18 protein-coding genes are annotated in these 26,944 nt (G+C 47.2%); 8 read left to right on the top strand and 10 right to left on the bottom strand.

Going from position 1 to position 26,944, the window contains the following annotated elements:
* The first annotated feature begins 181 nt into the window (after nucleotides 1-181).
* Together hepC and rpiA are read left to right on the top strand one after the other, a co-directional pair.
* The gene (gene hepC / locus BUB52_RS08440; RefSeq protein ID WP_039950351.1) at nucleotides 182-2,359 is read left to right on the top strand and encodes a heparin-sulfate lyase HepC; all 2,178 of its coding nucleotides are present in this window, start codon (nucleotides 182-184) and stop codon (nucleotides 2,357-2,359) included.
* A gap of 81 nt (nucleotides 2,360-2,440) precedes the next feature.
* On the top strand, nucleotides 2,441-3,142 hold the full coding sequence (gene rpiA / locus BUB52_RS08435) for a ribose 5-phosphate isomerase A (RefSeq protein ID WP_009121001.1): 702 nt from the start codon (nucleotides 2,441-2,443) through the stop codon (nucleotides 3,140-3,142).
* Between the two features lie 25 nt (nucleotides 3,143-3,167).
* On the opposite strand, the gene BUB52_RS08430 is transcribed toward rpiA, so the two are convergent.
* From BUB52_RS08430 to BUB52_RS08420, 3 genes are all read right to left on the bottom strand, one after another.
* The gene (locus BUB52_RS08430; protein ID WP_087942763.1) at nucleotides 3,168-4,625 is read right to left on the bottom strand and encodes an AbgT family transporter; all 1,458 of its coding nucleotides are present in this window, start codon (nucleotides 4,623-4,625) and stop codon (nucleotides 3,168-3,170) included.
* A 19-nt stretch (nucleotides 4,626-4,644) separates the two neighbouring features.
* Nucleotides 4,645-5,373, bottom strand: a complete 729-nt coding sequence (locus BUB52_RS08425) for a DUF5932 domain-containing protein (protein WP_009121003.1) — start codon at nucleotides 5,371-5,373, stop codon at nucleotides 4,645-4,647.
* Nucleotides 5,374-5,437: 64 nt separating this feature from the next.
* Nucleotides 5,438-9,760, bottom strand: coding sequence for a DUF5113 domain-containing protein (locus tag BUB52_RS08420; RefSeq protein WP_009121004.1), 4,323 nt, complete (start codon nucleotides 9,758-9,760; stop codon nucleotides 5,438-5,440).
* 159 nt (nucleotides 9,761-9,919) lie between these two features.
* Between BUB52_RS08420 and BUB52_RS08415 the strand changes: the two genes are divergently transcribed.
* Entirely contained in the window at nucleotides 9,920-10,858 is a 939-nt protein-coding gene (locus tag BUB52_RS08415) for a ribose-phosphate pyrophosphokinase (protein ID WP_009121005.1), read from the top strand.
* Nucleotides 10,859-10,959: 101 nt separating this feature from the next.
* Here the strand turns inward: BUB52_RS08415 and BUB52_RS08410 are convergent, their stop codons facing one another.
* The 5 genes from BUB52_RS08410 to BUB52_RS08390 all read right to left on the bottom strand — a co-directional run bounded on the left by BUB52_RS08410 (nucleotide 10,960) and on the right by BUB52_RS08390 (nucleotide 16,975).
* Complete coding sequence (locus tag BUB52_RS08410; RefSeq protein WP_009121006.1) at nucleotides 10,960-12,117, bottom strand: MORN repeat-containing protein; 1,158 nt, start codon at nucleotides 12,115-12,117, stop codon at nucleotides 10,960-10,962.
* Between the two features lie 79 nt (nucleotides 12,118-12,196).
* Nucleotides 12,197-13,492, bottom strand: coding sequence for a M16 family metallopeptidase (locus tag BUB52_RS08405; RefSeq protein WP_009121007.1), 1,296 nt, complete (start codon nucleotides 13,490-13,492; stop codon nucleotides 12,197-12,199).
* An 11-nt stretch (nucleotides 13,493-13,503) separates the two neighbouring features.
* Nucleotides 13,504-14,262, bottom strand: coding sequence for a 3-deoxy-manno-octulosonate cytidylyltransferase (gene kdsB, locus BUB52_RS08400; RefSeq protein WP_009121008.1), 759 nt, complete (start codon nucleotides 14,260-14,262; stop codon nucleotides 13,504-13,506).
* A 12-nt stretch (nucleotides 14,263-14,274) separates the two neighbouring features.
* On the bottom strand, nucleotides 14,275-14,637 hold the full coding sequence (locus tag BUB52_RS08395; protein ID WP_009121009.1) for a 2-amino-4-hydroxy-6-hydroxymethyldihydropteridine diphosphokinase: 363 nt from the start codon (nucleotides 14,635-14,637) through the stop codon (nucleotides 14,275-14,277).
* Between the two features lie 16 nt (nucleotides 14,638-14,653).
* Nucleotides 14,654-16,975: a transglycosylase domain-containing protein gene (locus tag BUB52_RS08390; RefSeq protein ID WP_039950353.1), complete on the bottom strand. Its 2,322-nt coding sequence runs from the start codon at nucleotides 16,973-16,975 to the stop codon at nucleotides 14,654-14,656.
* A gap of 616 nt (nucleotides 16,976-17,591) precedes the next feature.
* Here BUB52_RS08390 and pyrB point away from each other — a divergent pair.
* From pyrB to glyA, 5 genes are all read left to right on the top strand, one after another.
* Nucleotides 17,592-18,521, top strand: coding sequence for an aspartate carbamoyltransferase (gene pyrB / locus BUB52_RS08380; protein ID WP_022218837.1), 930 nt, complete (start codon nucleotides 17,592-17,594; stop codon nucleotides 18,519-18,521).
* 90 nt (nucleotides 18,522-18,611) lie between these two features.
* Entirely contained in the window at nucleotides 18,612-19,067 is a 456-nt protein-coding gene (gene pyrI / locus BUB52_RS08375; RefSeq protein WP_009121013.1) for an aspartate carbamoyltransferase regulatory subunit, read from the top strand.
* Complete coding sequence (locus BUB52_RS08370) at nucleotides 19,067-19,633, top strand: flavin reductase family protein (protein WP_009121014.1); 567 nt, start codon at nucleotides 19,067-19,069, stop codon at nucleotides 19,631-19,633. The genes pyrI and BUB52_RS08370 overlap by 1 nt, the downstream gene beginning before the upstream one ends.
* Nucleotides 19,634-19,689: 56 nt before the next feature.
* The gene (locus BUB52_RS08365; RefSeq protein ID WP_009121015.1) at nucleotides 19,690-20,469 is read left to right on the top strand and encodes a porin family protein; all 780 of its coding nucleotides are present in this window, start codon (nucleotides 19,690-19,692) and stop codon (nucleotides 20,467-20,469) included.
* A 103-nt stretch (nucleotides 20,470-20,572) separates the two neighbouring features.
* The gene (glyA, locus tag BUB52_RS08360; protein WP_009121016.1) at nucleotides 20,573-21,853 is read left to right on the top strand and encodes a serine hydroxymethyltransferase; all 1,281 of its coding nucleotides are present in this window, start codon (nucleotides 20,573-20,575) and stop codon (nucleotides 21,851-21,853) included.
* A gap of 130 nt (nucleotides 21,854-21,983) precedes the next feature.
* Here glyA and BUB52_RS08355 read toward each other — a convergent pair whose 3' ends face one another.
* Together BUB52_RS08355 and BUB52_RS08350 are read right to left on the bottom strand one after the other, a co-directional pair.
* On the bottom strand, nucleotides 21,984-23,654 hold the full coding sequence (locus BUB52_RS08355) for a formate--tetrahydrofolate ligase (RefSeq protein ID WP_009121017.1): 1,671 nt from the start codon (nucleotides 23,652-23,654) through the stop codon (nucleotides 21,984-21,986).
* A gap of 952 nt (nucleotides 23,655-24,606) precedes the next feature.
* Nucleotides 24,607-26,772, bottom strand: a complete 2,166-nt coding sequence (locus tag BUB52_RS08350) for an outer membrane beta-barrel family protein (protein WP_009121018.1) — start codon at nucleotides 26,770-26,772, stop codon at nucleotides 24,607-24,609.
* Between the last annotated feature and the right edge of the window lie 172 nt (nucleotides 26,773-26,944).

Raw genomic sequence — 26,944 nt, 5'->3', positions numbered from 1 at the left:
CGGTAAATGAGTTCTTTTCTTGTTTCGGCATTTCCTCTCTCTTTCTAAAAGACAATTCTAATAACATATTCAACCAAATTAATAATTCAACTCCTATTTGTAGTTAGGATATACACATTACTGAACGGCACTCGGTGATAAACTTCTTATATTTGCACAAATAAACTAAATACTTAATACGATGATATTCAAGCGCCATTTTTACATTTGTGCATTCCTATCTTCTATCATTATGTTCGGATGTACAGATAACGACATACCCATAAAAGATAAGGAAGAAGAGAAACCGCCCGTAGAGGATGAAGAAAAGCCCGCTCTGCCCCCAGACGAAGATACAGAAGTAACCCTATTCAATATTCTTAATCTGGACTATCCCGGATTGGGTACTGTCAAATCGCTGTATGAAGCAGGTGATGATAATACTGCCTTAAAAGAACTGTTGGCTTACTACATAAACAGAGAGAATATAAAGAATCCCAATGTCACATCAGCTTCTCCCAGTGAGGTAGAGCGTGGTTATGCGGACTATGCCATAGATGAATACCGTTTTTATGTAAACGATAACTATTTGGAAGATAAGAATCTGAAAAAGCCTTATTCCCTACAAAACAGCGATAAAACAATCAATTGGGAATTTGCGCCTAAAGGTGCGGATAATGAATATCAGAAGCAATTGCATCGCCACAATTGGATGCCGCTTCAAGGAAAAACCTATCAAGATTCTCATGATGAGAAATATATGCTTTCATGGAAAGAAGTATATACCGATTGGATTGCCAAGCACCCTCTGCCCGAAGGCAGTCCTGATAAGTTTAAATGGTATCAGCTTCAAGTGTCCACACGCATTATGGGTCAGACGGAGTCATTTGAATATTTCAAAAGTTCTCCCAACTTTACGCCGGAGTGGCTCTCTTTTTTCCTGGTACACTTTGCGGAGCATGCCGATTATTTATCCAAATACAAATATGCCGGTGAAAATAATATCTTGCTAAGCCAAGCAGTGGCATTAGTGTTTGCAGGAACTTTGTTCCCTGAGTTGAAGAATGCCTCACAATGGCAAAAAACAGGTTGTGATATTATCAATGACCAAACTTCAAAACTGTTTTTGGAAGATGGTATGACAAACGACTTGTCTCTACATTATCATATCGGTATATTAGACGGACTGTATGACCTCAAACGACTGCTTCTTCTGAACAAAGTTCCGGAGAATTTACTTTCACCAAATCTCAATGAGGTACTTTTAAAAGCGGCAAAGGTAGTGATGCACTTCACTTACCCCAGCTATTTCACGAAAAACAGTAAAGATTGCAGCCCTGCTTTCAACGATTCATGGGTGAAAACCCGAAGCGTGCTAAATAAGAATTTCAAGAAATATATGGAAATGTTTCCTGAAGATTCCGAGTTTGAATATATGTACACATATAGCAAAAGCGGCGCTTGTCCGAGCACACAAATAAAAACGTTCCAATCTTCAGGCTTTTATGTACTGCGTAGCGGTTGGGACTCACAATCTACCGTATTGATTCACAGTAATAATATTTCTTCAAAATTGGGCGATTCGAGCCATAACCAGCTTGACAACGGTACGTTTGAGCTATATCGTAACGGGCGTAACTTCTTCCCCGACTCCGGTGTTTGTGCATATATGGCAGAGGGTAATGAAAATGTAATGGAGTTACGCAGATGGTTCCGCCAGACCAAAGCGCATAACACGATGGTTTTAGGCAAGACTGCGGAACATGAAGAGACCGGAGCGGAAAACATCAATAAAGCAGCCGGAACCTTATTATTATCCAAAGATGAAAATGAATACCAACTTATTGTGACGGAAAATCAAGGATATACCAACTTCAAACACCGTCGAGCCATCTTCTACGTCAAACAGCCACAAGAATTCTTTGTACTTGTAGATGAAGGATTCGGGACAGCCACCGGATATGCAAAATTATATTTCCATCTTTGCGATGAAAAGTCAGTTGACAATGTTCTTTTGGATAAGGAAGTATTTGGCGCTCATACCACCTTCAATGGTGACAATAACCTGTTAGTTCGTACATTCGGAGAAATAAATAAGAATCTTATCTTCAAAGAATTTGATGGTCGCATATCCTACCAGACAGACAGAAAATATGAACAAAGAAAGTCCTATGCGGTTGTCATGCGGAAGCCAGATAACAGTCCTGTACGATATATTACAGTACTATACCCCGTACGCTCTGCCACAGGTCACACAATCGAGGGTCAGTTTAAAGAAACCGGGAACAAGGACAATGTATCTATCAATATAAAAATAGACGGTCACCCATACGACTTAAATTATAGCCTTAATGAACAGCCTATTTACAAAGTCCGTTAACCAATGAAACAGAAAACATTCTTGGCAAACTTTTTTCTTTAAAGTTATGTTATAATAACAATATAAGAAACAGTAAAAGGTATGAAGTGGAACAATCAACTCATAGAACAGTTGCAATGGTCAAATACTATTATCAACAGAGCCGGCAAAGAGCGTGTTGCCAAAGAAGTAGCCGATATAGCCAAAAACGGAGATATAATCGGTGCCGGTTCCGGCTCTACTGTCTACCTGACTTTATTCGCATTGGCCGAACGGATACGCAAGGAAGCGCTCCACATAGAGATAATACCCGCTTCCAATGAGATTTCAATGACCTGCATACAACTGAACATACCACAAACCACCCTTTGGAATAAACGCCCCGACTGGACTTTTGACGGAGCCGACGAGGTCGATCCGCAACATAACCTGATTAAAGGTCGCGGCGGTGCCATGTTCAAAGAAAAATTGCTGATTAAAAGCAGCGACAAAAGTTACATCATCATCGACCCAAGCAAGAAGGTGGAGCGTTTGGGAAGTAAATTTCCTGTTCCGGTGGAAGTCTTTCCCGGTGCGCTCAATCATGCGGAGCAGGAGATTCGTCGGTTGGGAGCTTCTGAAATAACATTGCGGCTTGCTGTTGGGAAAGACGGTCCGATACTGACCGAAAACGGTAACTTTATCTTGGATGTCCGTTTCGACACCATCGGCTCCGGTTTGGAACAACAGCTCAAATCCATTACGGGAGTCATTGAAAGCGGGCTTTTCATTGGTTATGATGTTGAGATTATTACCGCAGAATAAAGATACGCGCGAAAACAATCCCGACTTACAATCCCAGCGGCAGTTTACAAAGATACCAAAGCACAAACAAAACAGTCCAGGCAATAAGAATGGCCAATGAATATCTCCACGTATATTTAAGCAGCGAACCATAAGTAGACTGCTTATCGTACTGCTGCATATACGTCAGAACAAGCGGCATATAAAACATGAAAGGAGTAATCGCATTCGTTGCGCTATCACCGATGCGATACGCGCACTGTGTCATATCCGGAGAAATCCCCATACCGGCCAATACCGGAACGAAAATGAACGACATAAACGCCCACTTCGATGTGGAAGAAACCATAATGAGGTTAATAAGAGCAGTAAACAAAATAAATAATATCAGTATCCACAAACTGTCCGAACGAACGGAAGAAAGCATATTCGCTCCCATTATTGCGATACACTTATCCAGATGTGAATACTCAAAGCAAGCGAACATCTGGGCAGCAAAAAAAGCGATTACGAAATAAACGCCCAATAATTTCATCGGTTGGGTCAGCCCCTCTATCACATCACCGTCCGTACGATAACGTCCGGAAGCGAATCCATACACCATTCCCATCAACCCTATCCCCAAAGATAGCAGGAATAGGATACCGACAATAAACGGCGAACGGATCAGCCCGCCATTAACGCCTCTCAATATCCCCCACGAAGAGAATGTAGCCCACAGAACAAGCGCCGCATAGAGCAAACCGACAATGACAGCTCCCAACAAAGCTCTCTGCTCCTTTCGGGACAACTGCTTATAACCGCAGAACGCATTACTTCCATTGTATTCCCCTAAACCCGGCAATAGTCTTCTACGGGTTATATGGTAAATAATGAGTACCAATAGGAAAGTAGATGCGCAAAAGAAATAATAATTGCACAGAGGTCCGACCCGTCCGCCCGACACATCCGTCATATCGGCAGCCTCTTGTGTTGCGGCGGCAAGCATAGGATCGAGCGTACTCAAAAGTATATTGGCACTATAACCGCACGACACCGATACATAAGCAGCTATAATTCCGCCTACGGGATGCAATCCTACCGAATGGAATAACGTTGCGGCGATAGGCAGCAATATGATATATCCGGCATCCCCCACTACATTGGACAGCAACCCCAAAACAATAACACTGAGTACGATACGCCACGGATTACGTCCCCGGCCGCGTATGCCTTTGCGTATACACGCATCTATAAACCCGGAATGTTGCGCAACTCCTATCCCGAACATCGCCACGATAACCAGCCCCAACGGGGCGAAACCCGTAAAATTCGTTACCACATGGCGCAACAGCCATCGAATACCTTCCGGGCTCAACAAACTCTGTACACGTATCTCCTCGCCTGTCTGAGGCAGACGCACACTCAAACCGTAGACATCGAATATCCACGACAGAAAGATAACTCCCAGCGTCAGCAGGAAGAACATCGTTGCGGGATGGGGCATGCGCCATTTATTCCTCATAACTATTCGGTATCCGGGATTATTCCTCATCCGCTTCCAGATTGTCAATATCAAGAATACGTAGCTCGAGCGCACGCACCACCAGGCGCGTAGCATTTACTCCCACTCGTTCATAATCTCCAAAAAGGCGTCCTATCAAATCATTCTGCCGTTTCTCCAAAGACTTCACGCCAAACGGCATTCCTTTCAGATTGGCAATCATCTCCTTGGTGTACCCCAAAGCAAGATGACGGAGAAAGCGTTCGTCGTATTCGTCTATATCATAACTGATAACGGCTTCCTGCCGTTTCGCATCATTCCGGACGGAAGTTTTAAAGCGTTCTACAATCTTTTCCAATATGGGATAATTGAAAACGAGTTTCTTCCCGTCCATAACGGCCTGTACATCCGTCTTGGTCAGCAGTTCTCCGGTCTTCAGAATGATACCGTCGGCTCCCGCATCAAGGACATCCACCCATAGTTTCTCATTCAAAATCTCTCCGGTGAATATCAACACATGCACACCCGGATAGCGCTTAAAGATATTGCGGCAAATCTCCACGCCGATAGTGGTGGAACCGCCCAAGCCCAAATCCAGTAAAACAAGGTCCGGTACACCGGTTTCCATCAAACCCCAGAACTCCTGTTCCGTCATGGCGGTACCGATAACTTCCGCATCCGGTATTTCGTGACGGAATATCTCTTCCGTCCCCTTTAACTCCAGCTTTACGTCCTCTACAATAATGACTTTAAATTTCTTTGCTTCCATATTTCATATCCTTTCATCCTTACCTATTCCGATTTGCTCCGAGGAAAAACAATTATCTTCCCGGCTAAATTCTTTTTAGATAACGGGGCAGCGTAAAGTATACGACAAATCCCCCTTTCTCCGCAGGTTCCGCGTTAATGCGGCATCCTCTTCTTCCGGCGAATTCGTCATGGTCGCGAATAATCTGTTTGCATAGCAGATACTCCGTACCGTGCAACTCTCCTCTTTTACCGGCCGTCATACGCGCCAGATTCGGATAAAACAGTTGGTTCAGCTCTTCCCTTGTCTTCTCCCGCCGCGTGTCTGTAAAAAGAAAACGCACAAAATCATCTTCTACTGCACAAGTCAGGCTGATTTTTCCCGAAACAGGTACAGACAAAGCTTCATCAATCAAGTTCTCCAACAGAAAACGCAATTGGTTTACATCGCCGACAACCGATTCGTCTACCGTTTCCGTACTGAAAACAACAGAAGCCGCAACTCCCCTGCCCGCCTTGCGGAAATACTTCTCCGCAGCTTCCGATAACTCGGAAACAGGAATCACCGTACGCCTGAAAGTAACCTCTTCCAATTGGCGGGATGCGCATTGGCTCAAAATGGAGAATACCCCCTTATAATACTCTATCAGTTCGCTGATAGCCGTTACCGTTTCCCGCTCTTCCGTTTCCGACAATTCACCGGAACGGAGTTTGCCTATCAGTTGCTTTATTCTGTTCGGATAATAAATCGTTTCATGCTTGATGGTAGACAAACAGTTGTCGAGTACCATATTTTGCACATGCAGCACACTGTCTTCCCACGATGCACGGCGCGCTTCATCCTGAGCCGTTTCGATATCCCGGTATTTCGTTGCCAGCTTCACTACCGCATTGAATATCACGATCGCAACGTAACGGGCTATCAGCTCCAGCAACAAGTGGTCGGACTCCTGCTGCGCCTCGCTTCTTACCAGGCACAACACCCCTATGCACTGACTGGAGTTTCCGGCTTTCACAATGAGAGGCAATGCCTGCATTCCACTTTCCGACAGATACCTCTGTTCTTCAAAACAGCGTTGCATCAAGTCTTTCCACACGGATTTATTCTCCGCCGCTCCTTCCAAAGGGTTGGACGCGTACTCCAACCTATGGGCAGCCTCGTTATACACCGCAATACTCAACCGCTCTATACCCAACAACTCGTTAACCGCGTCGAATGCATTATCCGCTATGTGTTGCGGAATACCTTTCAGCGTATCTTCTTCCCGTTGCAGCATCTCCTCGTTTTCGGATACAGGCATTACAGAGGCGGAAAACACCTGCTTGTTGATTTCCAAGACCTGTTCCAGGTTCCAACGGTTTACCAATCTCCTGCGGAAATACAGAACATAATACCCCAGACATAGCGTAACCAGCAAAATAATCACCAGCAGGATGCTCACCATCTTATTATTCGTAGAGCGTTCCAACTCACGGCAGAAATCTTCCAAAGACTGGTCTTCGCCCAGCAACTTGTACAAAGTAGTATAAGCGGCATTATTGTAACTGTACTCATCCCACTGCTTCAAAGCGAGAAAAGCAACCGCCGCCTCGTTCCGGATATCCAGTATCACATGAAAGTCCGAATTAAACATCCTATTCCACCAATCCAGCTCGGCAGGCGTGTCATCCCCGGCCAAAGCCATATAGCGACGCGGTTCTTCGGCATACTTTCCGTAATGCTCATTCAAGCAAATCATCGCGGAGTCTATATATTGCAAAGCCATCGCATATTCACCGTCCACATTACAGTAATAGGCTTCATTGGCATAGTCGGAAGCCCGATTCAGTAAAAGTTCATATTCTGCCTGCAAGGCCGATGTCAGAGAATCGGTAAGCGTTTCCTTCGGCATATCGTTATCTGTCGCTTTGCCGCAAGAAACCATACCCAAAGAGAATGCAAGCAGCATTGCCGTCAAAACCTTGCGTACTCCTGCCGGCAGCCTGAAATAGAAGCGGCTGCCCTGCCCCAACGTACTCTCTACATCGAACAGGCACACATTAAAAATAGGATTCGTCTTCTTATATTTCTCAATGATACCCTTACAATTCATTAAACCGAACCCGCTGCCCTTATTCTTTCGCAATTCTTCCCGGTCGGGCGCGTCGTTCATTCCGATGGCTTTGGAATCATATACTTTCTCGCCTATGATATGGGCGACATCTTCCGGAGACAGGCCGCAGCCGTTGTCCTCAACGGATATTTCCACATAATCACTCTCCCGACGGGCGTAGATTTTCACCTTACCCCCCTTAGGAGTATATTTGCGCGCATTCTCGGCCAATGTATTTATCATAAAGAGAGTCAAGGCCTTGTCCGCTTTCACGCAGGCATCGGTCGGCTCCACTTCCAAATCCAGCCGCTTCATCTCGAAAGCCCGGTTCCCTTTCCTCAACAATTCAAAAAGTTCATTCAGCTCAAAAGCCTCGATGTTCAGGCTCAGCGTACCTTGCTTCATCTTAATCCACAAAGCCAGAATATCATTATATTCGTTAATGGTGGTGACAAGTTCATCAATATACTGATACTTCTCTTTTTTGATAGTTTCATCATGGATATATCCCATGCGTATCAGCTTATGCACCTCGTTCAGAATACGGTCGATGTAAGGATGAATGCCATTGACAATGGAAAGACAAGCCTTTTTAATCAGATTCTGCCGTTTGTTTCCGGCGATATGCTGTTCATGGATATAGCGTTGCTTTTCCAGCCTGCGCTGTTCCTCGCCGAGAGAGATGGACGTCATTCCGTTGTCCAGCGCCCATTGGATATAGGGGTTGATTACCTGCACCATAGCCTGCTCGTCTTTCCCCATACGCCGTGCGAATACCAATTCTCTGTTTTTGATACATACCTCTTCTGTACCGAACAGGCATTTCAATCCCGGACGTACAGCCGTCAGAATCGCATCCGTGATGTCTTCCTCAGTCTGCGCATCAGCGGGGATGGATGCGGTTATTCCCTGACAAATATCCAGCATGGACTGCAAGCGGTGCAGGTGTAATCTGTTGCGCAGTTTGGAGCGTTTATTAAAGAACCAGAAGAACACCAGCACCAAAATAAGTCCCGTAATCACACAGAAAAGCAGCAGGTTCAGTTGTCCCGCCTCTTTCTCCAACGCCTGATAACGGCTTTCCAGCTCCTTATCCTGACGGGTATCTTCCAGAATATCCAGATATATATTCCTATTGTAATCCGAATACTCTTTCATTTCCAGCCCGGCGTAAGTCACACTCAACTGCTCGCGTATCCTTGAAATCCATTCGGGAACGGTTTTCAGTTTCTGCTGAATCCACGACTTCTCCGCGCATATCGTATCACGGCGGTCGTAAGCCTTCAACCAGTCCAAGCTGTCGTGGCAATCGTAAAAGCGGCGATGATGGTCGTTTACACATTCCAGAGCACGTTTCAGCGTATCGAGAGCCTGCTCGTATTCCCCGTGCGCATTCAGATACTTCCCGATGGAAACGTACGCGCCCGCAATTTGGTAAATGTCATTATATTGCCGGAATTTCTCCAAAGCCAATTGCCCCAACCGCATGGGCAATAAAGAATCCACCGGCTCGCCGAACTGCTTCAGCGCATGCGCCCGCCGTCCTTGAAAGAATTCATAATTATCCGGCGAAGCCATCAGATTGGCCAACCCCTGTACGCCGTTTCCCTCAAAATACAGATACCCTTTTCTGAAAGCCAGTCTCCAGGTCGTGTAAAGTTCGTCAAACTCCCTTAAACGACGCTCGTCGGGCGTTTCTCCGTCACACAGAGAAGCCGAACCCTTTATATAGTGATAATACAATAACTGGTTGGTGTCCGCTGCCAGTTCCTCGTTCTCCGGCACCTCATCGATGGACGCCAGAGCTTCCGACCGCTGCTGCAGATAATAGTAATATATGGCAGATACGATATAGAACTCCGACCGGGCGTAGGCCAGCCGCATCCGTTCATGCCTGTCCGCAAACAGATTATTATCCTCGGCGATACGTTTCATGCGGCGCACGGCGCTGTTGCGGTAATCATAAAACTCCTTGTTCAGCGCCGTCCGCTGATAAATCTTCATCAAACCTATATCGGCGATAAGAAGCTCCAACTCATTCTTTGTCAGGCCGTACACTTCCTGATGGTATTTCTCCGCCTGCTCGAAGTCCATGCGCATAAAAGCGCAGAATCCCAGATTATTACAGGCTTCCGCCTTTCCTTGTCTGTAAAGCCCCACTTCCCGGTAAGCCCTCGACGCCGCATGACACGACGAGTCCAGATTTTTATAACGATAAGTATATGCCGCCTGATTCAAGGAATCAATCAGATGCACCTCTTTTGTAGGAGCCGTACCCACACACGAGACAAACGCCGTACCTGCCAGGCATAGCATTCCTACCGACAATAATATAGATGAAAGGCATTTCACAAAGCAAAGCTACAAATAAATCCGGTAAAGAAAAATATTTTTTCTACAATAAGTCTTGTATTATGTAGCGGGAAATTCATACCTTTGCATGCAAATTAATAAATAGGTAACATCTATTACAAAATGAGCGAAAAAGCACCCTTTATGGTATTCTCCGGAACAAACTCGAGATACCTTGCAGAAAAAATCTGCGCCAGCCTTGATTGCCCTCTAGGAAAGATGAATATCACCCACTTTGCTGATGGTGAATTCGCCGTTTCTTACGAAGAGTCCATCCGTGGCGCAAACGTATTCCTGGTTCAATCCACTTTCCCTAATTCCGACAATCTGATGGAACTTCTGCTGATGGTTGATGCGGCCAAAAGAGCATCCGCCAAAAGTGTAATTGCAGTTATTCCTTATTTTGGTTGGGCACGTCAAGACAGAAAAGACAAACCTCGTGTTTCCATCGGCGCCAAGTTGGTAGCCGACCTGCTTTCAGTTGCAGGCATCGACCGTTTGATTACTATGGATCTCCATGCTGACCAAATTCAAGGTTTCTTCAACATTCCCGTTGATCATTTGTATGCATCGGCAGTATTCCTTCCTTATATCGAATCATTAAAGCTGGATGATCTTGTTATCGCAACTCCCGACGTGGGCGGTTCAAAACGTGCCAGCACATTCTCCAAATACCTCGGCGTACCTTTGGTATTGTGCAACAAAACGCGTGAAAAAGCAAACGTAGTTGCCACCATGCAGATTATCGGTGACGTAAAAGACAAGAATGTCGTATTGGTGGATGACATTGTGGATACGGCCGGCACCATTACCAAAGCTGCCAACATTATGATGGAAGCAGGCGCCAAATCCGTACGTGCCATTGCCAGCCACTGCGTGATGTCCGATCCGGCATCATTCCGCGTACAAGAGTCCGGTCTGACCGAAATGGTATTTACAGACAGTATTCCTTACTCCAAGAAGTGCGATAAGGTTAAGCAATTGAGCATCGCCGATATGTTTGCCGAAACCATCAGACGAGTGATGAGCAATGAATCCATCAGTTCTCAATACATTATTTGAAAATTGAGAATTAAGAATTGAGAATTAAAAAATAAGGGCTGCGCGATTCCGGATGAATATCGCGCAGCCCTCTCTATTTTTTAATTCTCAATTCTCAATTTTCAATTACTCAACCGTCCCATTTTGTAGGTTCCTTTCCGTATCAGCTTTCCGTTCTTGTCCGTTTCCACAAACGGGCCGTCTTTCTTGCCTTGTTTGAAGAAGCCTTCGTAGCGGTTTCCGTTCTTATCTTCCTGCACGCCGCTTCCCTCTTCCAGTCCGTTCACAAAACCGCCTTTGTATTTTGTGCCGTCGGTAAGAATCAGAGTACCCTGGCCGTTGAATTTATTATCTTTCCATTCACCTTCGTAGGAGTCGCCGACGTTCCATTTGTAAACGCCATAGCCGTTACGCTGGTTATCTTTCCATTGTCCGTCGTATACGGCACCGCTGGCCCATGTAAACGTACCCTGTCCGTCCTGCATGCCGTTCTTGAAGTTTCCTACATATTTATTGCCGCTGGCATGATAATAAATGCCTTCGCCGGTACGCTCGCCCTGCACGTAAGAACCCTCGTAGCGGTCGCCCGTATGGAAAAAGTAAATACCCTTGCCATGCTGCATATCCTCTTTCCAGTCGCCTACATACTTATCGCCATTGGCATATTCAAACGTACCTTTGCCGTCGCGTACATCATTCTTCCAATGACCGTCGTATTTGCAGCCGTCATTCCAGATTAACGTACCCTCACCGTTCTTTTTGTCGTCTTTCCACGAGCCGATGTATTTGGAACCGTTCTTCCAGGTATAAGTACCCTGACCTTCACGTTTGTCGTTTATCCAGTCGCCCTCGTAAAGGTCGCCGTTATAGTAGTACATAGTGCCTTTGCCGTGTTGGTAATCCTGGTACCACATACCGTCGTAACGGTTATTGTTCATAAAATAATAGATACCTCTGCCATGCTGCTGGTCTTGAAACCACTGGCCGTCGTACTTCTCGCCGTCGGGAAAAGTATAGACGCCGTACCCCTCGCGTTTTCCTTTGACGTATTCGCCTTCATAGACATCGCCGTTCTTAAAAACCGTCTTTCCTTTGCCGTTGGGTTTGCGTCCTTTCATCTCGCCGGTATATACGGAACCGTCTTTAAACGTATGCGTCCCTATTTTTATTTCCGATGAGAAAGTACCCTTTATTTTATCAAAAAAACCGCTCTTTTCTTGGGCTGCGGCACTGCCCTGTGATAAGTATAACAGAATGATTGCGGTATATAGATATTTCATCTTTGGTTACAGATTACTTAATTAGTATTTTGACAAAGATACGATTAATCTGCCAAAACCACGAGCCGCTTCCCGCTTTTTATGACATTTTTTTGCCGGATATGACTTCTTTTAATTTCTCTTTGCACAAATGCCGTCCGGCAAGTTCCCGTATTTCTTCGGGGGTAATATCCTTAACCGCATTCAGGGCATCCTCAAAGTGGGTATCACCGAAGCCCGAAACCTGAACGAACATCCATGCGTCTGCCAGCGAAAATGCCGATTCATAGCTGCGGCACATCTCGCCCAGCATATAATTCTTTACCATAGACAACTCCTCTTCCGGTACCAAATCATTCTGCAGGCAGTCTATTTCGTGATAAACTTCCCGAATAAGAGGCTCTGCAAACTCGTTTGCCGTTTCCGTATTTACAACCAGCATCCCTTTTCCCGGATAGGGCACGATACCTGCGGAAATACCGTAAGTATATCCTTTTTCCTCACGGATGTTAGACATCAGGCGGCTTCCGAAATACCCGCCGAACAGCGTCACCATCACCCGTGTCTTCAAATAATCGGGATGATTGCGCTCCAAGGAAAGCATACCCATGCGCACCGCGCTCTGCATGGCATCCGCATATTCCACAAAAATCCGTTTGTCTGCGGAAGAAACCGGAATAAAGTCTCTCCTTTCCGGTTTGCGGAAATCCTTACCGAACGCTTCCCTGCCGAACAAATCCTCTATCCGCCGCACACAATCATCGCTCACTTTTCCGGAAACGTAAATCGTGCAGTTCCGCGAATGATAATGCCGGTCGTAGAACTCCCTGAGCACGGCAGGGTTTATCCGGTTATAATCCTCTTTCTGCACCAGCCGCCCGCAGGGATGCGCTTCGCCATACACCGCTTTCATCAACGCCCGGTGCGCCAGAAAATCCACTTTGGACGAATTGACCATGAACTGCTGGATATTATTATCTATGATAATGCCCAACTCCTTCTCCGGAAATACAGGTTCTTTCACGATAGACTCCAGTATCTCCAAAGTCTGCGGCAGGTATTTATTCAACGAATAAAGCGTGATGTAGGCATATTCCGATGCGCTGGACAGCTCCAGCCATGCGCCGTAATAGTCCAGCTTCTCCGCTATTTCCAAAGCGCCGTACCGCAGCGTTCCTTCACGCAGCATACGGTTGGTGAACAGAGCCTGCAACGGTTGCGACTGCTGCCAGCGTCCGCCTTCCATCAGCAGGTCTATGCGTACCACTTCATTATCGCCGGAATCGAGAACGTTCAAAAGTACGCCGTTGGGCATGACGGAGCGTCGGGGCATTTGTACGGCCAAATGCTCGATATCCCTTACTTTAGGTTGGTTGGTTCTGTCCAAAAGCATCATCAGTCAACTATTCATTGAACGTTTTGAGCTTGCAGGAAGCGTTCCGCATGCTCCAAATCCTGCGGCGTATCGATGCCGATTGTCTCCACTTCGGTAATGCCGGCTTTAATGGTATAACCGTTCTCCAGCCAACGCAACTGCTCCAGCGATTCCGCCAGTTCGAGCGAGGACTGGGGAAGCGAAGTTATCTCTTTCAGTACTTCCACCCGATAGGCATACAAACCGATGTGTTTGTAATAAGTATGATTTTTCAGCCACTCCCGTTTTTCCGCATTACGCTGGTACGGAATGATGGAACGGCTGAAATAAAGGGCGTTCATGTTCTTGTTGAGTACCACTTTCGGAGAATTGACGTTCTCCAATGCTTCGAAGCCGTTATCCGCCGTGAAGGGTTTTACCAAGGTGGCTATTTGCGTGGACGGGTCGTCGAAGCAAGCCTTTACGGTTTCCAATTGTGACGGTTGTATAAAAGGTTCGTCACCCTGAATGTTTACCACCACATCAAATCCGTCCCCTACTTTGGTACAGGCCTCATAACAACGGTCGGTACCGCTTTTATGATGTACGGACGTCATCACGACTTTTCCGCCGAACGCCTTTACGGCAGCTTCGATGCGCTCGTCGTCGGTAGCCACGTAAGCGTCGTCCAAAACACCGGCCACTTGTTCATACACCCGCTGAATAACGGTTTTTCCACCCAACAAAGCCAAAGGTTTGGCCGGGAAACGCGTAGATGCGTAACGGGCAGGAATGATTCCCAGAAATTTCATATCGTTAATACTTTATAGTTCTTCCAATCCACGGACGATATAGTCCCGTTTCCAATCTTCGGGTTTATACACCTTGCCATCACAGGCCAGCAAGTCGATATCGAGGCGCACAATCTCCCGTTCCTTCTCTTCGGGCGTTCTTCCGGCTTCCCGTTCTATATTCTTCAAACGGAGTATGACTTCATCGGCGTCATAATCGGATATGAAACGTGCCACCTGATTGGTAAACAACGCCTGCCGCCGGAAAAACAACGGTTTCGTATCCGCCTCTGCCGAAAAGCGAATATCCGGAAAAAGTTCCGACAGCCTTTTACGCGCCAATGCCAGATTATCTTTCCGGTGCTCGTTACTGCCGATGCAGATTGTATACACCATTTCTGTTATCCGGTTCTCAATTAAACAAATCGTCCAATCCTATTTCCGATGCAGGTTCCGCATCCTCATAGTCGCTGTCCTTGCACGGGTCGAAACCTTCGGGCAGTTGGAAAGTCTCGTTTTCGTCATATCCCAGCGATTTGTCGCCAAGCACTTTCACCATATATTTAGCCCAGATAGGCAATGCCATGGAAGCGCCTTGTCCGTGCAGCATCGTATCGAAGTGAATATCACGGTCTTCGCCGCCCACCCAGCAACCGGACACCAGCGAAGGCGTAAAGCCCATGAACCAGCCGTCGGCGTTAAAGTTGGTCGTTCCGGTCTTGCCGCCCATATCGGCCTTCACACCCAGGCGGCGGACACGTCCGCCGGTACCTTCATTGACTACCGCACGCAGCATCACCAGCATCTTATAAGCGCTGGATGCGCTGATTACTTCCTGCATTTCCGGCGAGAATGTAGCCAGTACATTACCGTCGTTATCCTCGATACGGGTTACGAACAGCGGCGCTACACGAATACCCTTATTGGGGAATGCGGTGTAAGCGCTCACCATCTCGCCTACGGATATTTCGCAAGGGCCGAGACAGAGAGATACCGAAGGCACGATGTCGCGATTGCGCACACCGAAGCTGTGTACCAGCCGTTTCAATTCATACGGGTTCAGTTTGCTCATCAGATAGGCCGTAATCCAGTTGTCCGAATTCGCCAGTCCCCACTTCACCGTCACCATTTCGCCGTAGCGTTTTTTGTTGGCGTTACGCGGTGTCCAGGGTTTTCCGTTTTCGTCTATCAACGTATATTCCACGTGACGCGCCTGGTCGCAAGGAGAAAAACCGTTCTCCATGGCCAGCGAGTACACATAAGGCTTCATGGTAGAACCGATTTGGCGGCGTCCCACCATGGCCATGTCATACTTGAAGTAATGATGGTTAGGCCCGCCTACATACGCTTTTACATGACCGTTGCGAGGGTCCATCGACATGAATCCGGCACGCAGGAAGAACTTGTAATAACGTATGGAGTCCATCGGCGTCATTACCGTATCTTTCTCGCCGCCCCAACTGAATACGGACATTTGCTCGGGCGTATCAAACGCTTTCTTGATTTCCGCCTCGGAAGCTCCGGCGTTCTTCATGATGCGGTAGCGGTCGGACAGCCTCATGGCGCGTCCCAGGATTTCGTCCACCTGCTCCTGCGTCAGGCGGAAAGTATAGGGCGCTTTTTTAGCGCCTTTTTTCTCCTTGAAGAAGTAACCCTGCAATTCTTTCAGATGCTCGGTCACGGCGTCCTCCGCATATTTCTGCATGCGGGAGTCAATCGTGGTATAGATTTTCAGCCCGTCCGTATACAGGTTGTATTTGCTTCCGTCTTTCTTCGTATTCTTTTCGCACCAGCCGTACAGAGGGTTTGTTTCCCAGTCGAGCGAATCCTCGTAATACTTCTGCATCTGCCAGCCCCGGTAATCCGATTTGTCGGGTTTCCTGGCATTCAGTACGCCGCGCAGATATTCGCGGAAATACGTTGCAAGCCCCTCGTTATGGTCTACGCGATGATAGGACAGTTTCAGGGGCAATGCCTGCAAAGAGTCGCGTTCCTCAACGGTGATATATCCGGCCTTGCGCATTTGGTCGAGCACCACATTGCGGCGTCCGCGCGAGCGTTCGTTATAACGCACCGGATTGTAAAGCGACGGATTCTTGCACATACCCACCAGCGTGGCGGCTTCCTCTATCTTTAATTCTTTCGGCTCGCAACCGAAGTAAGTATAAGCGGCGGTTTTTATACCTACCGCATTGTTCAGGAAGTCGAACTTGTTGAGATACATCGTAAGAATCTCCTCTTTGGTATAATAGCGTTCCAGTTTCACGGCGATAACCCATTCGATGGGTTTTTGGAACAGACGCTCCATAATGTTATCGGCGCTCGGAGAATAGAGCTGCTTGGAAAGCTGCTGGCTGATGGTGCTGCCGCCGCCGGCATTCTTCTGCATCAGGATTCCCCGCTTCACCACGGCGCGGAACAGCGCGATGGCGTCAATACCCGAATGTTCGGCGAAACGTACGTCTTCCGTCGCGATCAGCGCATTGATGATATGGGGGGACAAATCGTTATATCCCACAAAAACGCGGTTCTCCTTACTATAAGAATAAGTACCCAGAACTTTTCCGTCTTCCGAGAAGATTTCCGTTGCAAATTTATAATTGGGATTTTCCAGGTCTTCCACAGGCGGCATATAGCCAATCCAACCTTTTGCTATCGAGAAGAAAATAATAACGCATGTCAATGCTATCAGTGCTATGAAAATCCAAAGGACTTTTACGACTCTTTTTATCATGTCCGGTTCAACAATTTCTGTGATTATAATAATAGGGCAAAGGTACGGAAATATAATGTATATACACCCAAACATCCTTGCTTTTTTCGTCTTTTTTAGGTTCGGAAAGCGGGTTTTCCCGTGCAGATTTTGACACTTTTCGCACGAAAATGAACGCGAAACGCCTCTAAAGTGAACAAATTCTGCACTTTTTTAAATCAGAGGAAAATCAAGAATGCGCTGACAAGCAAGCTCTTAACCGCTTTTTCGCGCGTTTTTTTCATGCGGAAATACTATATATTATATATAAACAACAACATCATAAGAAAGAAAAAGAAAGAACTGCCGCCGCTGCCGCTTTTTTCTTTCCGGGAAACGAGAGACCGGAAGCGCGCGGCTTATCGTTCCCGAGCCCGCACCTTGCGAAGCCCGGCCGCGCATGCCGGCAAGCGTAAACCACGGGCTCACGACCGATGAGACGTGCGCCCGGGAATGACGGGCTGAGGGCTCGGGGACGACAAAGCGCGCGCTTGGCGACAACCTGCATTTTTATCTCAAAAAAGTCCGCTCACATTTTCGTGCGCCACATCTTTTTCGTACCTTTACACTCTCGAAAAGTAAAATGAATATCAACGATATGGAAAACAGAAGTTTAGTCACTATCGCCGAACACAGCAAGGAAAAAATCCTCTACATGCTCGAAATGGCGAAAGAGTTCGAGGCAAAGCCCAACAGGCATCTGCTTGATGAAAAAGTTGTCGCCACCCTATTTTTCGAGCCGTCCACCCGTACCCGTTTAAGTTTTGAAACCGCCGCCAACCGTCTCGGCGCACGTGTCATCGGTTTCAGCGACCCTAAAGCCACCAGCTCGTCCAAGGGCGAAACGCTGAAAGACACCATCAAAATGGTAAGCAATTACGCCGACATCATCGTGATGCGCCACTATCTGGAAGGGGCTGCCCGCTATGCCAGCGAAGTAACCTCGGTGCCTATCGTCAATGCCGGAGACGGAGCCAACCAGCACCCCTCGCAAACGATGCTCGACCTCTACTCCATCTACAAGACGCAAGGCACGCTGGAGAATCTGAACATTTACCTGGTAGGCGATTTGAAATACGGCCGCACCGTACACTCCCTGCTGATGGCAATGCGCCACTTCAACCCCACCTTCCATTTCATCGCTCCCGAAGAACTGAAAATGCCGGAAGAATACAAGATTTACTGTCGTGAACACGACATCAAATTCGTGGAACACACCGACTTCACGGAAGAAATAATAGCCGACGCGGACATCCTCTACATGACCCGTGTGCAGCGTGAACGCTTCACCGACCTCATGGAGTACGAACGTGTAAAGAACATCTACATCCTGCGCAACAAGATGCTGGAACACACCCGTCCCAACCTGCGCATCCTGCATCCGCTGCCCCGTGTCAACGAGATAGCCCTCGATGTGGACGACAATCCGAAAGCGTACTATTTCCAGCAGGCGCAAAACGGACTTTATGCCCGCGAAGCCATCCTCTGCGATGTACTCGGCATCACGCTGGACGATGTTAAAGTATAAAGCATGGAACATGAGGTATACCGCTCTAAACGTTATACTTCTTTTACGCTTTCTACTTCAATATTTTACACTTCATACTTTATTTAGGACATGAAAAAGCAAGAATTACAAGTAGCCGCGTTAGAAAACGGCACTGTCATCGACCATATACCATCCGAAAAGCTGTTTACAGTAGTGTCACTGCTCGGACTGAAACAGATGAACAACAACATAACAATCGGCTTCAACCTCAAGAGCAAGAAGCTGGGAACAAAGGGTATCATCAAAATAGCGGATAAGTTCTTCTGCGACGAGGAAATAAACCGCATCGCCGTAGTTGCCCCCAACGTAAAGCTGAACATCATCCGCGACTACGAAGTGGTGGAAAAACGCGAAGTGAACCTGCCCGACGAATTACGCGGCATCGTAAAATGCGCCAATCCCAAGTGCATCACCAACAACGAGCCGATGCCTACCTTGTTTCATGTGGTGGACAAGGATAATTGCGTAATCAAATGCCACTATTGCGAGAAAGAACAAACAAGAGAGGACATAGAGATAATCTGATGAAAGAAGACTGGAAACCGGGAACCATGATTTATCCGCTGCCCGCCGTATTGGTGAGCTGTGGAAGCACCCCGGAAGAATACAACATACTGACTGTCGCATGGACGGGAACCATTTGCACAAACCCGCCCATGTGCTATATTTCCGTACGTCCGGAACGTCACTCCTACGACATCATCAAGCGTAACATGGAGTTTGTCATCAACCTGACAACCAAAGACATGGCACGCGCCACCGACTGGTGTGGCGTACGCTCGGGCAAGAACTACAACAAATTCGAGGAGATGAAGCTGACACCCGGCAAGAGTACCGTTGTCAGCGCTCCGCTCATAGAGGAGTCTCCTTTGTGCATCGAGTGCAGGGTAAAGGAAATCGTCGCCCTCGGCTCACACGATATGTTCATCGCCGATGTGGTGAATGTCCGTGCCGATACATCCCGCCTGAATACGGAAACCGGAAAGCTGGAGCTGGCGGAATCCAATCTGCTGGTCTACGTGCATGGCGGTTATTACGGGCTGGGAGAGAAAATCGGAAAATTCGGCTGGTCGGTAGAGAAGAAAAAGTGATAGATACTATCTGATGCGTCCAAGCGTGTCGTTACATTAATAATTTAAAGACAATTATGGGAAGAAGAGGATTACTTTTCGGGTTTTGTTTGCTGGCTTTCTCCGCAACCATGTGGGGTCAACTGCCGGTTGTGCCCGGAACGGATGAACCGGAACGCCCCCAGCATACCCACCGTCACGACCGACGGGTGAACTTCGGTATCAAGGGCGGATTCACCTCTTCACTTTTCCTCGTATCAGACCTGGTGCTTAACGGCACCGTCATCGACGAAGTGCAGAACAACTACAAGATAGGCTATTTCGGCTCGTTCTTTATGCGGATAAACTTCAAGCGCCACTTCCTGCAACCGGAACTGTCGTACACGATAAACCGCTGCAATATCACCTTCGAGAAGCCGCTGCCCGAAGACGCGCCCGAAAACAGTACGCCCGAAATGGCCTCTATCACCTCGTCCATCCATAGTTTCGAGATTCCCGTAATCTACGGATACAACATCATCAAGGAAGGGCCTTACAGCCTTGCCGTATTCGGCGGACCGAAAATACGCTATATTTGGGACAAGCAGAGCAAGGTCACTTTCGAGAATTTCGACCAACGGGATATCGAAGAAGAGCTTTATCCGCTGAACGTCAGCTTCACGGCCGGCGTTGCCGTAACGATTTCACGCGTATTCTTCGACTTCCGCTATGACATCGGACTGCACAACATTTCAAAGCGCATCAGCTACAAGCCGGTTTACGATGAAAGCGTCGGCGAGGAAATTACTCTTGCCAACCAAATACGCTTCCACAGACGGGATAATGTACTCAGCTTTTCGCTCGGGGTGTTCTTTTGATAGGAAATTTCTTACTTTTCTTACAGTTTATTCATTTATTTCCTTTAAATTTGTGCGCTTAATAAGAGAACACAGAATTATCAAACTTATCTAATAAGCAAGAATGAAAAGAGACGATTTAATTTTCGACATCATCGAAAAAGAACATCAACGTCAGCTCAAAGGCATTGAACTGATTGCATCAGAGAACTTCGTAAGTGACCAAGTTATGCAGGCGATGGGCTCCTGCCTCACCAACAAGTACGCAGAGGGCTATCCCGGCAAGCGTTACTACGGCGGTTGCGAGGTTGTAGACCAAAGCGAACAGATTGCTATCGATCGTTTGAAACAGATTTTCGGTGCAGAATGGGCTAACGTACAACCGCACTCGGGCGCACAGGCCAATGCCGCCGTATTCCTCGCAGTGCTGAATCCGGGCGACAAATTCATGGGTTTGAACCTTGCGCACGGCGGTCACCTCTCTCACGGCTCATTGGTTAATACTTCCGGTATTATCTATACTCCCTGCGAATACAACCTCAATAAAGAAACTGGACGCGTAGACTACGACCAAATGGAAGAAGTAGCCCTGCGTGAGAAACCGAAAATGATTATCGGCGGCGGTTCCGCTTATTCACGCGAATGGGACTACAAGCGCATGCGCGAAATTGCCGACAAGATAGGCGCTATCCTGATGATTGACATGGCGCATCCTGCCGGACTGATTGCCGCCGGTGAACTGGATAACCCCGTGAAATACGCCCATATCGTAACTTCCACCACTCATAAGACGCTACGCGGTCCTCGCGGCGGTGTCATCATGATGGGTAAGGACTTCCCCAACCCCTGGGGCAAGAAAACTCCGAAAGGCGAAATCAAGATGATGTCCCAATTGCTCGACTCTGCCGTATTCCCCGGTATTCAAGGCGGTCCGTTGGAACATGTCATTGCGGCAAAAGCCGTTGCTTTCGGCGAGATTCTGCAACCGGAATGGAAGGAATACGCCAAGCAGGTTAAGAAGAATGCCGCTACGCTGGCGCAAGCCCTGATAGACCGTGGCTTTACAATCGTTTCCGGCGGTACGGACAACCACTCCATGCTGGTAGACCTGCGCAGCAAATACCCCGATTTAACAGGTAAAGTGGCTGAAAAGGCATTGGTATCTGCCGACATCACCGTAAACAAGAACATGGTTCCGTTCGACAGCCGTTCCGCATTCCAGACTTCCGGTATCCGTCTGGGTACTCCCGCCATCACAACCCGCGGCGCAAAAGAAGATTTGATGTTGGAAATCGCCGAAATGATCGAAACCGTTCTCTCCAACGTAGACAACGAACAGGTCATCGCAGACGTTCGCGCACGTGTGAATGCCAAGATGAAAGAATATCCGCTGTTCGCTTACTGATTATTAAATTAAGAATTGAGAAATAAAAAACAGGCTGCGCAATGTTCACTTGAGCTGCGCAGCCTGTTTTTTTTCACTTCTTATTGTAGAAACTATTATTTCTCACTTCTTAATTCTCAATTCTCAATTTTTAAGAAAGTCCCTCTATGTTACCGTCCACAATGTCGATGTGCTCCGCTTGCGGAACTTTGGGCAGCCCCGGCATACGGAGTATCTCACCGGCAATGGCTACAAGCATTTCCGCGCCGTTATTGATAACGATGTCTTTGATGTGGAACTCGAAGTTATTGACTGCGCCGTATATTTTGGGGTCGGCGGAGAAAGAGTATTGCGTCTTGGCTATGCAGATGGGATAATGCGCGATGCCCATTTCTTCGATGAGCTTCATCATCTTGCGTGAAGCGCTGCTATAAGTCACCACGCTTGCTCCGTAAAGGTTGCAGGCTACTTTCTCTATCTTCTGCTGTACGCTATCGTTTTCCCCGTAAGTGTATTGCAGCGGGGCGGAAGGTTTCTTTTCGATTGTTTCCACGACAAGGTTAGCCAGGTCGATAGCACCTTCCCCACCCTCGGCGAAAGCGTTATTGATGGCGAAGCCCACCTTCAAATCATCTTCACAATGGCGGCGGATAGCTTCTACTTCTTCGTCGGTATCACTGGCAAAACGGTTGAAAGCGACAACAACGGTCTGTCCGAAGTAGCGCAGGTTACGAATATGTTTGTCAAGATTACCGAAACCTTCTTTCAAGCCTTCCATATTCGGTTCCTTGATACGGTCAAGGCTGACGCCGCCATGCATCTTCAGGCCTTGCGCAGTGGCAACGATAACAGTGAGCTTGGGTTGCAGTCCGCTTTTACGGCATTTGATGTTATAGAACTTTTCCGCTCCCAAGTCCGCGCCGAAGCCTGCTTCCGTCACTACATAATCGCCGAAGGTCATAGCCATTTTGGTGGCGAGAATGGAGTTGCAACCGTGCGCTATATTTGCGAACGGACCACCATGCACAAAAGCAGCCGTTCCTTCGGTAGTTTGTACCAGATTGGGATGGATGGCGTCTTTCAGCAATACGGTGATGGCACCGGCTACACCTAAGTCTTTAACAGTAAACGGTTTGCCGTTGAAATCAAAGCCGAGTATGATGTTCTCGATTCGCCTGCGAAGGTCTTCCGTATCTTTTGACAGGCAAAGAATTGCCATAATCTCCGATGCAGGCGTAATATCGAAGCCGGACTCCATGGTAACCCCATTGGTGCGCGGGCCGAGACCGGTGACGATGCTGCGCAAAGAGCGGTCGTTTACATCGAGCACGCGTCGCCAGATGATTTCTTTCAGACCGAAGCCGTCTGCCTGATGCTGGTAGATATAGTTATCCAGCAAAGCGGAAATCATATTGTGAGCGGAAGTGATGGCATGAAAATCTCCTGTGAAATGTAAGTTTATTTTCTCCATGGGAAGCACCTGCGCATAGCCGCCGCCTGCCGCTCCGCCTTTCATTCCGAAGCATGGGCCGAGTGAGGGTTCACGCAAGGCTACGATGGCTTTCTTTCCAATCTTATTAAGTCCTAATGCCAGGCCGATAGAGACGGTAGTTTTGCCAATGCCCGCCTTGGTTGCCGTGATAGCGGTTACAAGAATCAGGTTACTCTGTTTTACTTTCTCCTCGTCAATCAGTTGTTCGGGAATCTTGGCGATGTAACGGCCGTAGTTCTCTACTTCTTCACGGGGAATACCCACACTTTCAGCAACCTGCTTTATCTTCTTCAGCTCTATGCTGCGCGCTATTTCAATGTCTGATTTCATACAGGGTCTTTTCTTTAAATAACAACTTTGGTTTTTGAAAGTTGCAAAAGTACAAAAAAGAAGGGAAAATGCAGGTATATAAAAAGAATTTAGTGACACGCCGAGTTGTTTCGTCGGTAAGGGGAGAATGCCATATAGTATAATGGAATAATTTAATACATAGAATAGCCTGATTGTAGAGTAACCTAAGGCTGAAAGCCTTGCATCTCTAAACCCGGGGTAAGCCCCCGGGAACGTATATATGACTAACATTACGCCCTATAAAGGCAAAATCTTTAAACATTAATCTTTTGCCCTTACAGGGCGCAGAAGACCGAGGACATTTAGACCCGGGGTGTTACCCCGGGCTATATGATGAAAGCCTTTCAGGCTTAGAGTTAATCAAATCAACTACAAAATCATATTTAATTGACAAGCCATACCTATATTATCAAGACATATTTAATATCAACTTATACTTAATATCAAATCATACTTAATATCAAATCATACCTAATATCAAATCATACCTAATATCAAATCATACCTAATATCAAGTTATATTTAAGACCAAGTTATACTTAATATCAAGGCATATTTAAGTATAGACTAACCTAAGGCTGAAAGCCTTACATCTCTAAGCCCGGGGTAACACCCCGGGAACGTATATATGACTAACATTGCGCCCTGTAAGGGCAAAATCTTTGAACATTAACCTTTTGCCCTTACAGGGCGTAGAATACAGAGGACATTTAGACCCGGGGTGCTACCCCGGGCTATATGATGAAAGCCTTTCAGGCTTAGAGTTTGTCAAATCAACTACAAAATCATATTTAATTGACAAGACATGCTTAACTACCAAATCATATTTAATCGCCAAGTCATGTTCAATTATCAAGTTACACTCAATCGTCAATCCTTCTTTATTACTCAATCCTTCTCAATTCTCAAACAATCATTAACAGCCAAATAATCATTTAAATCGTGATGTATCCACCCCTTCCCTTTGCTTTTCTTTATAGCCACCGAATTTGTATGTGAACGACACTCCCAACTCGCGAAAGCACGAATAATGATTGGTTACGTTCTGTGTCCGGAAGCGGATGCGCGGAGAGATTTGCCCTGTTTCGAATATATCGTTGCAATACAAATTCAGTATAGCCTTTCCTTTGGCAAATCCATAGCGCAGGGCGGCGTTCACATTGCCGGAAACAGGCAGGTCGTAAATCCCCTGAATCGCTTTGCTATGTACAAATCCGGTGAGGGTCAGTTTCAAATCGGGTTTGGTGGAAAGGGTGAAAGTATTGTTCATTTGAGCTATGCCGTAACACTGTTTGCGATTGAAAGGAATATCCCAAAAGTCATTGTCTTTCTCGTGATGCCATATCCCGATAAGCGTCAGGCGGGAATTCAACCAATTCTTTATCTTAAACGGCACTGACGCCTGTATACCAGCCTGTTGCTGATAATCAAAATTCATATACTTATAAATCTCGACCAACCGTTGCGAGGATTGGTAAAGCGTCTGCGTCGAGTAGTCTTTGGTATGGCTGAACCAGGTACTGAAGATATATTTTCCCTTCAAAACGTAGTTCATCTTAAACTCGTAGCTTTGCGCAGGCTTCAGCAGAGGATTACCGTGAATCTCGGAATACCCGCCGCCGATATACGAAACGGCATCCTGCACAGCCCAATAATCGGGATAGTCCTTATCACTGCTCAACGCAAGTTGCAGGATATGTCCGGGAGCAGGCATATAGTTCAGATTGATGGCAGGATACAAATCCCACTGGTTCCATACGGGCGTTTTATAGCGTTCTATGGCTAAGGATGCGTCCAGCGAGAGCTTATCGCCGAAACTCTTGTTGAAGCCCGCATAGATGTTCAGTGTTTCTTCCCGTTTGCGTGATTTCATGTTGCTGAGGTTATCGGCGGAGTTATCACCGGCTGCCAACGAAGTTGTGTTTTCATCTCCCAGCTGCTCTCCGGTTTCCGGGTCGTAGTAATATTGGTAGCTGTTGTCGGTGCTGGTGGTATAGACGATGCCGTAATTCAATCCCCAGCCCTTGCCCAGACTGTGTTCCTGCGCCAAAAACATTTTCCAGCGGTTGATGCGCTGGCAGTCTTGCGTAAAGAAGTCGAGTTCATCGCTCTCCAGCAGACGGCTGTTCAACAGCTGGTCGGACGGAGAACGATAATAGGTCAGTTCCACACCCGCTTTCAAACCGAAGGGAGTACGGTAGTCCAGACGACCGTTGTGAAGCCAATCCGTACTGTTACTCAGCGTGGTGGACTGCTGCGAACCGTTGATATGCATCCGGTTGTGATACGTTTGATAGTTACCGTTATAAACAAAGCTCAACTGATGCTCTTCAGCGATATTGTAATCGGCTCCCACCCGGAAACTATGCGTATGCGAACGGCCGCGGCGCACCTCATCGGTAGTCATCGGGTACACCGAGCCATCCGCCAGAGTGTGCATAGCCTCTTTGTCCGTCGTATTGTAAGTACGGCCATGTTTGTGCGAGTAAAGAAAATCCGCTGAGAACTTATTTCCGTTATATAAGAGGCTGGCACGCTCTTCAAAGTTTTCGTAATACTTCTGGTTGTACTTGCCATAAAGCTCGCCTTGCCAGGAAGAAGGGCCGTCTGCGGTCTGCTTCAATTGTATGTTGATAAGGGCGCCGCGCACTTGGTAGCGGGCGGGCGCATTGTACATCACTTCGGCTTTTTCTATACGGCTCGCAGGGATGCTCCGCAGCAATGAATACAACTGTTCGACACTGAGGGTGGTTACCTTTCCGTTCAGAACGACGGTGACGCCCTGCCCCGCCAATTGCAAAGCGCCGTTCATCTCGGTTACGCCGGGAAGCTCCTTTACGGCATCATAAGCGTTGTCCACAGGCAGGTCGCGGATAAGCCGCGGCAAGTCATAAACCAGTTTGCCTTGCGATGCTTTTACTACGGGACGCTCGCCGGTTATCATTACTTCGGGCAGACTTTGGTAGATGCTGTCCAGCCGGGCATCCGAGGTTATAATACTGTCAGCGCTGAGAGTACGTTCTTCGCCGGTGCTTTCCTGGGCGGAAAGGCTGATGCTTGTCAGGCAAATGGCTGATAACAGATAAAATCGTTTCATATCAAGTTAGTGTTGAAATTTAATTTATAGTCAGGCATATTTTAATTGACCTCCGCAAAGTACGGCATTAGCCGCGTAACTCTGTGTTATCACCGGCTTACCAAGTGTTATCTACTGTTATCGGAAGTGTTATTTAGTCTTACCGCATGATACAGCGCACGATATAACTCCT

The organism is Bacteroides clarus YIT 12056 (genome assembly GCF_900129655.1).
Lineage (GTDB): Bacteria > Bacteroidota > Bacteroidia > Bacteroidales > Bacteroidaceae > Bacteroides > Bacteroides clarus.
This window is presented reverse-complemented; position numbering and strand designations above follow the sequence as displayed.

Excerpts from the sequence above, each read along its gene's own strand:
- hepC (WP_039950351.1), top strand. The coding sequence starts at position 182 with ATGATATTCAAGCGCCATTTTTACATTTGTGCATTCCTATCTTCTATC.
- rpiA (WP_009121001.1), top strand. The coding sequence starts at position 2,441 with ATGAAGTGGAACAATCAACTCATAGAACAGTTGCAATGGTCAAATACT.
- BUB52_RS08430 (WP_087942763.1), bottom strand. The coding sequence starts at position 4,625 with ATGAGGAATAAATGGCGCATGCCCCATCCCGCAACGATGTTCTTCCTG.
- BUB52_RS08425 (WP_009121003.1), bottom strand. The coding sequence starts at position 5,373 with ATGGAAGCAAAGAAATTTAAAGTCATTATTGTAGAGGACGTAAAGCTG.
- BUB52_RS08420 (WP_009121004.1), bottom strand. The coding sequence starts at position 9,760 with ATGCTATGCCTGGCAGGTACGGCGTTTGTCTCGTGTGTGGGTACGGCT.
- BUB52_RS08415 (WP_009121005.1), top strand. The coding sequence starts at position 9,920 with ATGAGCGAAAAAGCACCCTTTATGGTATTCTCCGGAACAAACTCGAGA.
- BUB52_RS08410 (WP_009121006.1), bottom strand. The coding sequence starts at position 12,117 with ATGAAATATCTATATACCGCAATCATTCTGTTATACTTATCACAGGGC.
- BUB52_RS08405 (WP_009121007.1), bottom strand. The coding sequence starts at position 13,492 with ATGATGCTTTTGGACAGAACCAACCAACCTAAAGTAAGGGATATCGAG.
- kdsB (WP_009121008.1), bottom strand. The coding sequence starts at position 14,262 with ATGAAATTTCTGGGAATCATTCCTGCCCGTTACGCATCTACGCGTTTC.
- BUB52_RS08395 (WP_009121009.1), bottom strand. The coding sequence starts at position 14,637 with ATGGTGTATACAATCTGCATCGGCAGTAACGAGCACCGGAAAGATAAT.
- BUB52_RS08390 (WP_039950353.1), bottom strand. The coding sequence starts at position 16,975 with ATGATAAAAAGAGTCGTAAAAGTCCTTTGGATTTTCATAGCACTGATA.
- pyrB (WP_022218837.1), top strand. The coding sequence starts at position 17,592 with ATGGAAAACAGAAGTTTAGTCACTATCGCCGAACACAGCAAGGAAAAA.
- pyrI (WP_009121013.1), top strand. The coding sequence starts at position 18,612 with ATGAAAAAGCAAGAATTACAAGTAGCCGCGTTAGAAAACGGCACTGTC.
- BUB52_RS08370 (WP_009121014.1), top strand. The coding sequence starts at position 19,067 with ATGAAAGAAGACTGGAAACCGGGAACCATGATTTATCCGCTGCCCGCC.
- BUB52_RS08365 (WP_009121015.1), top strand. The coding sequence starts at position 19,690 with ATGGGAAGAAGAGGATTACTTTTCGGGTTTTGTTTGCTGGCTTTCTCC.
- glyA (WP_009121016.1), top strand. The coding sequence starts at position 20,573 with ATGAAAAGAGACGATTTAATTTTCGACATCATCGAAAAAGAACATCAA.
- BUB52_RS08355 (WP_009121017.1), bottom strand. The coding sequence starts at position 23,654 with ATGAAATCAGACATTGAAATAGCGCGCAGCATAGAGCTGAAGAAGATA.
- BUB52_RS08350 (WP_009121018.1), bottom strand. The coding sequence starts at position 26,772 with ATGAAACGATTTTATCTGTTATCAGCCATTTGCCTGACAAGCATCAGC.